Source organism: uncultured Aureimonas sp. (assembly GCF_913775355.1).
In the GTDB taxonomy this organism is placed as follows: Bacteria; Pseudomonadota; Alphaproteobacteria; order Rhizobiales; family Rhizobiaceae; genus Aureimonas.
On the sequence record NZ_CAJYIU010000264.1, the window covers coordinates 1 to 11,125 of the forward strand.

General features: G+C 69.2%; 13 protein-coding genes. 3 read left to right on the forward strand and 10 right to left on the reverse strand.

The features are described from left to right. The 3 genes from atpD to QZ753_RS16025 all read left to right on the forward strand — a co-directional run. On the forward strand, window positions 1-932 hold a 932-nt coding region (gene atpD / locus QZ753_RS16015), incomplete at its 5' end, for a F0F1 ATP synthase subunit beta (protein ID WP_294645025.1). Further along, window positions 932-1,165 (forward strand): glutathione S-transferase, encoded by a 234-nt coding sequence (locus QZ753_RS16020; RefSeq protein ID WP_294645027.1) that lies wholly within the window; start codon window positions 932-934, stop codon window positions 1,163-1,165. The genes atpD and QZ753_RS16020, both read left to right, overlap by 1 nt. Further along, window positions 1,158-1,562 carry a F0F1 ATP synthase subunit epsilon gene (locus tag QZ753_RS16025; RefSeq protein WP_294645029.1) on the forward strand — a complete coding sequence of 135 codons (405 nt, stop codon included), beginning with the start codon at window positions 1,158-1,160 and terminating at the stop codon, window positions 1,560-1,562. Before QZ753_RS16020 ends, QZ753_RS16025 begins: the two co-directional genes overlap by 8 nt. Window positions 1,563-1,644: 82 nt before the next feature. Here QZ753_RS16025 and QZ753_RS16030 read toward each other — a convergent pair whose 3' ends face one another. The 10 genes from QZ753_RS16030 to proB all read right to left on the reverse strand — a co-directional run bounded on the left by QZ753_RS16030 (window position 1,645) and on the right by proB (window position 11,047). Next, window positions 1,645-2,166 carry a GNAT family N-acetyltransferase gene (locus QZ753_RS16030; protein ID WP_294645030.1) on the reverse strand — a complete coding sequence of 174 codons (522 nt, stop codon included), beginning with the start codon at window positions 2,164-2,166 and terminating at the stop codon, window positions 1,645-1,647. Further along, window positions 2,163-2,678, reverse strand: coding sequence for an RNA pyrophosphohydrolase (locus QZ753_RS16035; RefSeq protein ID WP_294645031.1), 516 nt, complete (start codon window positions 2,676-2,678; stop codon window positions 2,163-2,165). The genes QZ753_RS16030 and QZ753_RS16035 overlap by 4 nt, the downstream gene beginning before the upstream one ends. Window positions 2,679-2,755: 77 nt before the next feature. Next, complete coding sequence (locus QZ753_RS16040) at window positions 2,756-3,931, reverse strand: divergent polysaccharide deacetylase family protein (RefSeq protein WP_294645033.1); 1,176 nt, start codon at window positions 3,929-3,931, stop codon at window positions 2,756-2,758. Between the two features lie 107 nt (window positions 3,932-4,038). Further along, the gene (locus tag QZ753_RS16045) at window positions 4,039-5,385 is read right to left on the reverse strand and encodes a S41 family peptidase (RefSeq protein WP_294645034.1); all 1,347 of its coding nucleotides are present in this window, start codon (window positions 5,383-5,385) and stop codon (window positions 4,039-4,041) included. Then, window positions 5,375-6,835 (reverse strand): peptidoglycan DD-metalloendopeptidase family protein, encoded by a 1,461-nt coding sequence (locus tag QZ753_RS16050; RefSeq protein ID WP_294645037.1) that lies wholly within the window; start codon window positions 6,833-6,835, stop codon window positions 5,375-5,377. The genes QZ753_RS16045 and QZ753_RS16050 overlap by 11 nt, the downstream gene beginning before the upstream one ends. Before the next feature lie 193 nt (window positions 6,836-7,028). After that, window positions 7,029-7,511: a 23S rRNA (pseudouridine(1915)-N(3))-methyltransferase RlmH gene (rlmH, locus tag QZ753_RS16055; protein ID WP_294645038.1), complete on the reverse strand. Its 483-nt coding sequence runs from the start codon at window positions 7,509-7,511 to the stop codon at window positions 7,029-7,031. Beyond that, window positions 7,508-7,879 carry a ribosome silencing factor gene (gene rsfS, locus QZ753_RS16060; protein WP_294645044.1) on the reverse strand — a complete coding sequence of 124 codons (372 nt, stop codon included), beginning with the start codon at window positions 7,877-7,879 and terminating at the stop codon, window positions 7,508-7,510. The genes rlmH and rsfS overlap by 4 nt, the downstream gene beginning before the upstream one ends. Before the next feature lie 117 nt (window positions 7,880-7,996). Beyond that, a complete protein-coding gene (locus QZ753_RS16065) occupies window positions 7,997-8,590 on the reverse strand; it encodes a nicotinate-nucleotide adenylyltransferase (protein WP_294645039.1) in 594 nt (197 codons plus the stop codon). A gap of 41 nt (window positions 8,591-8,631) precedes the next feature. Then, on the reverse strand, window positions 8,632-9,906 hold the full coding sequence (locus QZ753_RS16070) for a glutamate-5-semialdehyde dehydrogenase (RefSeq protein WP_294645041.1): 1,275 nt from the start codon (window positions 9,904-9,906) through the stop codon (window positions 8,632-8,634). Then, window positions 9,896-11,047: a glutamate 5-kinase gene (gene proB, locus QZ753_RS16075; protein ID WP_294645043.1), complete on the reverse strand. Its 1,152-nt coding sequence runs from the start codon at window positions 11,045-11,047 to the stop codon at window positions 9,896-9,898. The genes QZ753_RS16070 and proB overlap by 11 nt, the downstream gene beginning before the upstream one ends. Between the last annotated feature and the right edge of the window lie 78 nt (window positions 11,048-11,125).

Genomic DNA, 11,125 nt, shown 5'->3' on the forward strand with positions numbered 1-11,125 from the left:
TCGCCAAGGCGCACGGCGGCTACTCCGTGTTCGCCGGCGTCGGCGAGCGCACCCGCGAGGGCAACGATCTCTACCACGAGATGATCGAGTCCGGCGTGAACAAGGACCCGCACGAGAACGGCGGCTCGACCGCCGGCTCGAAGGCCGCCCTCGTCTACGGGCAGATGAACGAGCCGCCCGGCGCGCGCGCCCGCGTCGCGCTGACCGGCCTGACGATCGCCGAGAACTTCCGCGATCAGGGTCAGGACGTTCTGTTCTTCGTCGACAACATCTTCCGCTTCACGCAGGCGGGCGCCGAGGTGTCGGCGCTCCTCGGCCGTATTCCGTCGGCGGTGGGCTACCAGCCGACGCTCGCGACCGACATGGGCGCGATGCAGGAGCGCATCACGACCACGCACAAGGGTTCGATCACCTCGGTTCAGGCCATCTATGTTCCCGCCGACGATCTGACCGATCCGGCGCCGGCGACGTCGTTCGCGCACCTCGACGCGCGTACCGTTCTCAACCGCGCTATCTCGGAAAAGGGTATCTACCCGGCCGTCGATCCGCTGGACTCCACCTCGCGCATGCTGTCGCCGCTGATTGTCGGCGAGGAGCACTACGCCGTCGCCAACCGCGTCCAGCAGATCCTGCAGAAGTACAAGTCGCTGCAGGACATCATCGCCATTCTCGGCATGGACGAGCTGTCCGAAGAGGACAAGCTGACGGTGGCGCGCGCCCGCAAGGTCGAGCGCTTCCTTTCGCAGCCGTTCTTCGTCGCCGAGGTGTTCACCGGTTCGCCGGGCCAGCTCGTTCCGCTGGAAGACACGATCCGCTCGTTCAAGGGTCTGGTCGAGGGCGAGTACGACCACCTGCCGGAAGCCGCCTTCTACATGGTCGGCTCGATCGACATGGCGATCGAGAAGGCTCAGAAGATGGCCGCTCAGGCCTGATGACGATGGTCGCGTCCGAAGCTCTAAAGCTGGAGGACGCGGTCAACACGACCTGCCCCTGGTCGGGACAGCCGATCTCGGGCGACGCGTTGACCCTCTATCGCGAACGGGTGGTCGGGTTCTGCAATCCCGGCTGCCGCGACAAATTCGAGATCGCGGTTCGACATTTCGATACCGCGCTTCAGGCCGAGCTCCACCTGGGGGCTCAAGCAAGGCAGGCGGATCGTGGCTGAGAGCTTCAAGTTCGAACTGGTGTCTCCGGAGCGTCTGCTCCTGTCCGAGCAGGTGTCGGCCGTCGTCGCTCCGGGCAGCGAAGGCTACTTCACGGCGATGCCGGGCCACGCGCCGTTCATGACGACGCTGAAGCCGGGCGTCGTGCAGGCGACGCTTGCGAGCGGCGGTGAGCGCCGCATCTTCGTTCAGGGTGGCTTTGCCGACATCAATCCGGAAGGCTTCACGCTGCTCGCGGAGCACGCGATGCCGGTCGAGGAGATCAACGTCGCCGATCTCGACCAGCAGATCCGCAACACCGAGGAAGACCTCGCCGACGCCACCGACGCGACCGTCCGGTCGCGCGCCGAGCGTCAGCTTGCGGACCTTCGCAACGCCAAGGAAGCGCTGGGCCTCTGAGCCGAGCGCCGAACGCGGCACAAGATCGTTTCAAGGGCCCGGCCGCCGCGAGCGTCCGGGCCCTCGTCGTTTACAGCGAAGTCTAGCCCTGCTCGTCGCCGGCGCCGAAGGCGTCGGGATAGACGAGGACGCCAGACCAGCCGTTGAGCGACCCCGGCACGAGTTCGATCGCCTGAAAGTTCGGCCCCGCCCACGGGACGATGGCGCCCTTGGCGAGGTTCGCGCGGAAGCCGAGGCGTCCGTAGAAGCCAGGGTCCCCGAGCACGAAGACGGAGCGCCAGCCCCGCTGGCGGGCAAGGTCCAGTCCGTAGCGCACCAGCCGCGCGCCGATCCCCTCGCCCTGTCGATCGGGCACGATCGCGACCGGGCCGAGCGCCAAAGCCTTCTCCGCCCCGTCCAGCGCCGTGAAGAGCGCATGGCCGACGAAATAGTCGCCGTCGACCGCCACGACCGAAATCACGTCGTGGCCCGCCGAGACGATCTCGTGGGGGAGGCGAGCCTCCTCGTCGCGCCCGAAGGCGGTCGCGTGGATCGTCTCGACGAGGATCAATTCGCCCGGCGCCATCTCGCGCAGTTCGATGTCCTGAAGCGTATCGGCCATCATCGGCTCGCCTCCAGATGCCGGAAGGCCGCGACGACCTCCTCGTAGACGCCGCGCTTGAATGGGACGACGAGTTCGAGGACCTCGTCGAACGACTTCCAAGCCCATTCGCTGAACTCCGCGTCGTGGCCGCCCGGCGGTGGGTCGATCTCGATCTCGCTCTCATCGCCTTCGAAGCGGAATGCGAACCACTTCTGCATCTGGCCGCGGAAGCGCCCCTTCAGGGCGACGCCGACGAGATGGGGCGGCAACTCATAGCGGACCCAGCCGTCCGTCACGCCCAGCGGCGATACGGAGCGGATGCCGGTCTCCTCGTACAACTCCCGTTTTGCGGCCGCGAGCGGGTCCTCGCCCTCGTCGATGCCTCCTTGCGGCATCTGCCAGAGCTGGGAGGCGCCATCCATTTCGCCCTGGGGCTCGGCGATGCGCCGCCCGACGAAGACCTTGCCCTTCCGGTTCAGGACCATGATGCCGACACAAGGGCGATAGGGCAGCGAATCGGGGGGCGTGGACATGCGGGCTCCAAATAGCTTTCGCAAACGCTAACGCATTCGCACAAGCGAAGGAACGCCGTTGCCGAATAGGTGACCTGTCAGCCGCGCGCTTCGGGGTCGAAGGCGAGCGCGGAGATCGGCACGATTTCGATTCCGCGCTCCGACGCCGCAGCGGTCCAGCGCTTGATGGCGTCGATCGACACGTCGAAGGCGCTGGCCGTCCCGATCGCCGTTCCCTTGGCGCGGGCGATCCGTTCGAGGACGTCGAGCTGCTTCTCGATGGCGGCGGGATCGCGCTCCGCGTCGATCACGAGATCGGCGGAGGCGAAGGACGTGCCGTTGGCCATCGCCACGTCGCGCGCCTCGGATCGCAGGGACGTGCCGTCATCGAGGTAGAGGAGGCCGCGCTTCGACAACTCGCCGAGGAAGGGCTGGAGGGCTGCGGGATCGGCGTTGAGCCGCGCGCCCATATAGTTCATGACGCCGACATAGTTGGTAAGACGCCCCATCGACCAGTGGAGGGCGTCGAGGCGCCCGGCCGCCGCGTCGGCGACCTTCAGCGTGTGGGGTCCGGCCGAGACGTCGGGATAGCCGAACGGCTCCATCGGCGCCTGGAGCAGGATCTCGTGCCCGTTCCGACGGCCCGTCTGCATCCAGCGATCGAGGCTGTTGCCCTCGGCCGCGAAGGCGAGGGTCACTCCGGCCGGCAACTCCTCCACGGCGCGCTGGGAGCCGCTCTGGCTGACGCCGAGACCCCCGACCACGATGGCGATCCGGGTGCCGCCCGTGCCGGACCAGGCGCCGGCATAGACGTCGAGCGGGCGGCGGCCGTCGGCAGCGCGAACGGGCAGGGGGCCGAAGTCGGTGGCTTCGAGGAGCGCCTGTTCCGGCATGTGCGAGAAGGCGGCGGGCTGGCGCAGCGAACCCGGTTCGAGAACTCGGATCGAGCCCGTCATCGGGTTGGCGTCGTCGACGAGCGGGCGCTCGCCCTCGGCGTCCGAGATCGTGAAGCCGCCGCCCTGTTCCATGCGCAGGACGTTCGGCTGGCGCTCGGTGGGCTCCGGTCGGCGTTCGGCCACCGCTTCGGCGACCTTGACGGGCGAGGGCGGGGCGGGCGGCGCGAAGGCCGGCTGATTGAGGGCGGTGAAGGCGGAGCCACCCGCGACCAGGGCCGCCGCGCAAGCCGCGCCGAGCCATCGCCCGAGCGAGCGGCTCAGGGGGCGGGCTGCGGGTGCCAGGGTCTGGCCGAGGGGACTGTAGAGCTCGTCGCGCATACGTCCTTCATAGGACGCAAGACTGGATCGGAGCTTTGCCGCTCGCGAACGAAAAAGGGCTCCGGCGTCGCCGCCGGAGCCCCTTCATATTTCGCGCCTTCGCCCGCTCAGTTGGCGGCCGACGCCGTATCCTGCTTCGGCGGGAAGGCCGCGTTGGTCTTCACGCCGCGCAGGAGGTCGTAGGCGTACTGCAGCTGCAGGTCGTCCTTGGCCTCGGGCGGCACGTAGTCGAGCGAGCCGGAGCCCTCCTCGTTCTCCTCGGCACCCTTGATGTGGCCGCGAAGCGAGGCTTCGCCCATCTTCAGGTCCTCGTCGGCCTTGAGGCCCATCTGCGCCTTGATCTCTTCCGGCAGCGGCTGCTCGACCTCGATGTCGGGGCGGATGCCGCGTCCCTGGATCGAGGAGCCGGACGGCGTGTAGTAGAGCGCGGTCGTCAGGCGCAGGGCGCCGTTCGCACCCAGCGGAATGATGGTCTGCACGGAGCCCTTGCCGAAGGACCGCGAGCCGACGATCGTACCGCGCTTCTGGTCCTGCAGCGCACCGGCGACGATCTCGGAGGCCGAGGCCGAACCGCCGTTCACGAGCACGACCAGCGGCTTGCCGTCGATATCGTCGCCCGAACGCGCGTTGTAGCGGCGGGTCTCCTCGGCGTTGCGGCCGCGCGTCGAGACGATCTCGCCGCTCTGCAGGAACGCGTCGGAGACGCTGACCGCCTCGTCGAGAAGGCCGCCCGGGTTACGGCGCAGGTCGAGGACATAGCCCTTCAGCTTGTCGGCCGGGATCTTCGACTTGATGTCGGCGATCGCCTCCTCCATGCCGGAGGTGGTCTGCTCGTTGAAGCGCAGGAGCTTGATGTAGCCGACGTCGTTCTCGACCGTGTGGCGCACGGACGGGACCTTGATCTCTGCGCGCTCGATCTTGAGGCGGACCGGCTGGGCCGCACCCTCGCGCAGGATGGTGAGGTCGACGGAGGAGCCGATCTCGCCCTTCATCTTCTCGACGGCTTCGGCCAGCGACAGGCCGCGGACCTGCTCGCCGTTGATCTCGGCGATCATGTCGCCGGCCAGCACGCCCGCCTTGTCGGCCGGGGTGCCGTCGAAGGGCGAGATGACCTTGACGAGCTCGTTCTCCATCGTGACCTCGATGCCGAGGCCGCCGAACTCGCCGCGCGTCTCGGTGCGCATGTCCGCCGTTTCCTTGGCGTTCATGTAGCTCGAATGCGGATCGAGCGAGGTCAGCATGCCGTTGATCGCGGTCTCGATCAGCTTCTGGTCGTCCGGCACGTCGACATACTGGGCACGAACGCGCTCGAAGACGTCGCCGAAGATGGCGAGCTGGCGGTAGGTGTCCGAACCTGCGGCATTCGCAACGCCCGCGTGCGGGCCGACGAAGGCGGTCATCGCGGTGGCACCCAGAAGCGCTCCCGCGAAGAGAATGGAGAGCTTACGTATCATTCCTCGTCCTTCCAGATGATCCATCCGCCCACCAAGGGTTCGGATCGACCGGTTTCCCGTCCTTGCGAAATTCCACGTAAAGCGAGGGTTCGGCATTCGACACGTCCGCTTCCGCCGCGCTTGCAATCCGAAGCGCCCCCATCGCCGCCAGGGGCTCTCCCGCCAGGACGAACTGTCCGACCGCAACGTCGATCCGGCTCATGCCGGCCAACACGATATGATAGCCACCGCCCGCGTTCAGGATCAAGAGTTGCCCGTAGGAGCGGAACGGTCCCGCATAAAGGATATGGCCCTCCGCCGGCGCCGTCACCAGATCGCCGGCCCGCGCTGACAGGAGGATGCCCGAGGAGGGACGCCCGAGGTCGTCCTTCTCGCCGAAACTCCGCACCAGCGCGCCGGATACGGGAGGAACGAGGCTCTTCTTCAATGTCGAAAATGGGGCGGTCGGCTCCAGTTTCGTCATTTCCTCGCGCAGTGCGGCGATGTCGTAGCCGGCGGAGGGCGCGGCGGCATCGGGCGCCTGCGGCATTCGGCCCTCGGTGCCGCTCGGCGCGGCCTTCGCGGCTTCCTCCGCCGCACGCTGGCGCTCGGCTTCGGCCTCAGCGGCCATCCTCTGGCGCTGCGCTTCCTCCTGCCGGCTGCGCTCGGCCTCGGTCTCGAGCGAGGCGATCAGGTCCTGGAGCGTCGTCGCCTCGGAGGCGAGTTCGGCGGCCCGGCGGTTCTCCTCGCCGATCCGCCCGCGCCCTTCGGCCTCCAGCTTCTCCTTCTCCTTGAACAGGCGGTCGAGGCGTGCGGCCTCCTCTTCGCCCTCGTTCCTGGCCTTGGCGAGGCGATCCCGCTCGCCCTCCAGCGCCTGGCGGATGGTCGAGAGGCGCGTCAGGTCGGCGACGAGCCGTTCGGTCTCGACGCGCATCTCGGGCACCACGGCGCCGAGAAGGATCGCGCTGCGCACCGATCCCAGCGCGTCGCCGGGCTTGACGAGGAGCGCCGGCGGCGGCGCGCGGCCCATCCGCTCGAGAGCGGCCAGCACCTCGGCGAGAACGCCGCGCCGCTCGCGCAGCGATGCCTTGACACCCTTCTCCTCTTCGAGAAGGTCGGCGAGACGGTCCTCGGAGGCGGTGATCTCGGCGGAGATCCGCTTCTGCTCCGCGGCCGCGGCGATCGTCGCCTCGCGGATTCGGTCGCGGTCGGCGGCGAGCGCTGCCATCTCGGCGTCGAGCCGGACGGTCAGTTCCTTGGAACGCTGCAGCTCGGCCGTGATCCGGTCGAGCTCGGCCCTGGTATCGGCCTGCCGTGCGTCGATCGTGGATGGGCCGAGGGCCGTGTTCCGAGGGGGCGCGGACGGATCGCCCGACGCGCCGAAGACGGCGACGGTGGAGGCCAGCGTCACGGCCAGCGCCGCCGCGACGGCTCCGCCCTTGCGCCGAAACTTCGCTCCCCGCTCGCGCAACCCGAAAACCCCGCCTGCCGTCCTGCCCCAGGCCGTCAGACTATCGGCGCGAGCTTAAGATTTCATCAACCATGGGGCGCCCGTCCGGCATCCGGCCGCCAGCATGCCACCGATGGTGGCGGGAACAGGGACAGACCCGGCGAAGTCGTTGATTTAGCGGCACTGTTGCGCCGCTGCATCGCGGCGGGCCGTGTCAGGCGCGGTGATAGGGATGGCCCGAGAGGATCGTCGAGGCGCGATAGAGCTGCTCAGCCAGGAGGATGCGCACGATCTGGTGCGGCAGGGTGAGGCGACCGAAGGCGATCGCCTTCGCGGCGCGGGATCTCAGCTCGGGCTGCAGGCCGTCGGGCCCGCCGATCACGAAGGCGAGGTCGCGCACGCCCTCGTCGCGGAACCGGGCGATCTCGTCGGCGAATTCGGTGGAGTTGGGCGTCCGGCCGGTCTCGTCGAGCACGAGGAATGTCGCGCCGGCGGGCAGGGATGCTTCGATCCGGGCCGCCTCGTCGCGCTTGCGCTCGGCCACGGTGCTCTGTCGGGCCTCGGTGAGTTCGATGACGCCGCCCCATTCGAGGCCGAGCGACGATCCGCCCTTGCGCAGGCGGTTGATGTAGCGGGTGGCCAGATCCTGCTCGGGGCCGGACTTCATCCGGCCCACCGCCACGATCCAGAGTTTCAACGGGCCTGCGTCTCGCTGGTCTCCGCAACGCTCCACATCTTCTCGATGTTGTAGAAGGAGCGGACCTCGGGGCGGAAGATGTGGACGATGATGTCGCCCGCATCGATCAGCACCCAGTCGCCGTTCTGCAGACCCTCCACCCGCGCATTGCCGTACCCGGCCTCCTTGAGGTCGCGGATAAGGTGGTCGGCGACGGCCGAGACGTGGCGATGTGAACGCCCGGACGCGATGACCATGTGGTCGGCCAGCGCGGACTTCCGGCGAAGGTCGATCGCCACCACCTCCTCGGCCTTGGAATCGTCGAGGCTGGCGGTCACGAGATCGATCACGGGACGCTCGGGCGCCGGGGTCTGTGTCGCGGGGGCCAGGGTCTCGACGTCGGCGTGTAGTTCGGCAGCGGAGGTCAGCTAACTCTTCCTTCTGAGGGTTGCGGCGGAGGCTTTACGTCCGCCCTGCAAGTAAAGTGGCAAGGATCGGTGACCCTTTCAAGACGAGCGGGGGCGCGCCTCGCGTAGACGGGTCGAGGACAAGGTGGACCGCCGCCCGTGCAGGAAGGTCCAGGCGGGCGGCGACAGGCCGGGCAGGAGCCGTGCGTCGGCTTCGGGCAGACGCTCCGAAGCGAGGAAGCGCGCGGCGGGCGACGACAGCGGGGCGAGCGTCGCGCCGGGGCGGTCGACCACCGCGATCGGCAGTCGGTTCGCGATGTCGCGCCAGGACTGCCAGTGGTGGAAGGTCGCAAGATTGTCCGCCCCCATCAGCCAGACGAAGCGCGCGGTCGGGCGATGCGTCAGCACGAGATCGACGAGGTCGGCGGTGTAGCGGATGTGGTGAGACGCCTCGAAGGCGGTGACCACGATCCGGCGGTCGTCGGCAAGTTCACGGCAGAGTTTCATCCGGGCTTCGAGCGGGGCGGGGGGGCGGCCGGCCTTGAGCGGGTTGCCGGGGCTGACGATCCACCACAGCCGGTCGAGCCGCAGCCGGCGCAGCGCCGTTTCGGCGACGAGGAGATGCCCCTCGTGCGGCGGGTCGAAGGAGCCGCCGAAGAGGCCCACCCGCAGCCCGGTCGGGGCGGGGGGCATCTTCAGGTCGTCGGTGCTGAGGGTCGGCTGCGATGGCGGGGTCAAGGACGAAGCTGGCCCGTGCCGGAAACGCGGTAGTTGAAGCTCGTCAGCTGCTCGACCCCGACCGGCCCGCGCGCATGCATCTTGCCGGTCGCGATGCCGATCTCGCCGCCGAACCCGAACTCGCCACCGTCGGCGAACTGGGTCGAGGCGTTGTGGAGGAGGATCGCCGAATCGACCGCGTTGAAGAAACGCTCCACCGCCGCCGCATCTTCGGTGACGATCGCCTCGGTGTGGCCGGACGAGAAGCGCGCGATGTGCTCGATGGCGCCCTCGACGCCCCGGACGATCTCGACCGAGATGATCGCGTCGAGATACTCGGTGCGGAAGTCCTCCTCGGTGGCCTGCGCGGCGTCGGGATAGAGCGTGCGCACTGCATCGCTGCCGCGGATCTCGCAGCCGGCGCCCTTGAGCGCCTCGATAATCGCCGCGAGATGCGTCGTCGCCACCGCCTCATCGACGAGAAGCGTCTCGGCCGACCCGCAGATGCCGGTCCGGCGCATCTTGGAGTTCAGCGTCACCGCGACCGCCATGTCGAGGTTCGCTGCTCGGTCGACATAGACGTGGCAGAGGCCCTCGAGATGAGCGAAGACCGGCACGCGCGCGTCGCGCTGCACGCGCTCGACCAGCGAGCGGCCGCCGCGCGGCACGATCACGTCGATCGCGCCGTTCAGACCCGCCAGCATCTCGCCCACCGCCGCGCGGTCCGAGACGGGCACGATCTGGATCGCATCGGCCGGCAGGCCGGCGGCCTCGAGCCCCGTCGCGAGCGCCTTGTGGATCGCGCGCGAGGACTGGGCCGAGTCCGAGCCGCCGCGCAAAATCACCGCGTTGCCCGACTTCAGGCAAAGCGCCCCGGCGTCGGCCGTCACGTTCGGCCGGCTCTCGTAGATGACGCCGATGGTGCCGATCGGCGTGCGCACGCGCCGGATCGTCAGGCCGTTCGGCCGCGTCCATTCCTCGGTCACCGCGCCGACCGGATCGGGCAGGTCGGCGATGTCGCGGAGCGCTGCGGCGACGCCGGCGATCCGCCCGTCGTCGAGCGTCAGGCGGTCGACGAAGGATGCGGCCATCCCCGATCCGCGCGCGCGCTCGACGTCCGCGCGGTTGGCGGCCAGGATGTCCGGCGCCGCGGCGGTCACGGCATCGGCCATGGCGCGCAGCGCCGCGTCCTTCGTCGCGGCGGACGCCTGCGCGAGGACGCGCGAGGCGGCCTTCGCGCGGGCGCCCATGTCGGCCATGACGCTCTGGAGGTCGGAGACCTTATCCAGCATCGCGCAATCCCCCTTCGTCCTGCCAGTTGCGGGCGACCACGAGGTCGTCGCGATGGATCATCGCCGCGCGAACGCCTTGTCCGAGCCGCTCCTCGATCTCGGTCGAGCGCAAGCCGGCGACGAGCCGCGCCTCGGCGGCATCGTAGGCGACGAGCCCGCGTGCGACCTCGGCCCCCGCTTCGTCCAGAACGAGGATCGTGTCGCCGCGCCGGAAGTCGCCATCGACGCGCCGCACGCCCGCCGGCAGCAGGCTCTTGCCTGCGTGCAGCGCCTGCACGGCGCCGGCATCGACATGCAGGCGGCCGGACGCGTTGAGATGGCCGGCGATCCAGCGCTTGCGAGAGCGCACGGGATCGGCGGCGGCGAGGAACAGCGTCGAGCGCTCGCCGCGCCGCACGGCATCCAGCGGATGCAGCCGCTGGCCGGAGGTGATGATCATCGCCGCGCCCGCGCCGGTCGCGATCTTGCCGGCATCGATCTTGGTCTTCATGCCCCCGCGCGAGAACTGCGAGGCGGCTCCGCCCGCCATCGCCTCGATCTGCGGCGTGATCGCCTCGACCAGCGGGATGTGGGCGGCGTTCGGGTCCTGCGCGGGCGGCGCGGTGTAGAGCCCGTCGATGTCGGAGAGGAGCACCAGGACATCGGCCGACATCATCGCCGCGACGCGCGCGGCAAGCCGGTCGTTGTCGCCGTAGCGGATCTCGGTGGTCGCCACCGTGTCGTTCTCGTTGATCACCGGCACGGCGCCGAAGCCGATCAGCGTGCCGACGGTGGCGCGCGCGTTGAGATAGCGTCGCCGCTCCTCCGTGTCGCCAAGCGTCAGAAGGATCTGGCCCGCCTCGATGCCATGGGCGCCGAGGGCTTCGCTGTAGGCGCGCGACAGCGCGATCTGCCCGACGGCGGCCGCGGCCTGGCTTTCCTCGAGCTTCAGGGGGCCGCGCGACAACTTCAGGATCGAGCGGCCGAGCGCGATCGCACCCGACGACACGAGAAGGACCTCGCGGCCTTCACCGTGAAGTCTGGCGACGTCGGCCGTCAGCGACCGCAGCCAGTCGCGGCGCAGTCCCGTGTCCGGGTCGACCAGAAGCGCCGAGCCGATCTTGACGACGATCCGCCGGAACGCGGCGAGCCCGTCGCTCATCGACGCCAGTCCTCCTCGGCCAGCGTGCCGCCGAAGCGCTTGGCGTCTTCGGCCTCCTGGTCGGCAGCATCGTCGGAC

Bases quoted from the DNA above. Each gene is read 5' to 3' on its own strand.
- QZ753_RS16020 (WP_294645027.1), top strand. From the start codon at position 932: ATGACGATGGTCGCGTCCGAAGCTCTAAAGCTGGAGGACGCGGTCAAC.
- QZ753_RS16030 (WP_294645030.1), bottom strand. From the start codon at position 2,166: ATGATGGCCGATACGCTTCAGGACATCGAACTGCGCGAGATGGCGCCG.
- QZ753_RS16035 (WP_294645031.1), bottom strand. From the start codon at position 2,678: ATGTCCACGCCCCCCGATTCGCTGCCCTATCGCCCTTGTGTCGGCATC.
- QZ753_RS16040 (WP_294645033.1), bottom strand. From the start codon at position 3,931: ATGCGCGACGAGCTCTACAGTCCCCTCGGCCAGACCCTGGCACCCGCA.
- QZ753_RS16045 (WP_294645034.1), bottom strand. From the start codon at position 5,385: ATGATACGTAAGCTCTCCATTCTCTTCGCGGGAGCGCTTCTGGGTGCC.
- QZ753_RS16065 (WP_294645039.1), bottom strand. From the start codon at position 8,590: ATGCCCCCCGCCCCGACCGGGCTGCGGGTGGGCCTCTTCGGCGGCTCC.
- QZ753_RS16070 (WP_294645041.1), bottom strand. From the start codon at position 9,906: ATGCTGGATAAGGTCTCCGACCTCCAGAGCGTCATGGCCGACATGGGC.
- proB (WP_294645043.1), bottom strand. From the start codon at position 11,047: ATGAGCGACGGGCTCGCCGCGTTCCGGCGGATCGTCGTCAAGATCGGC.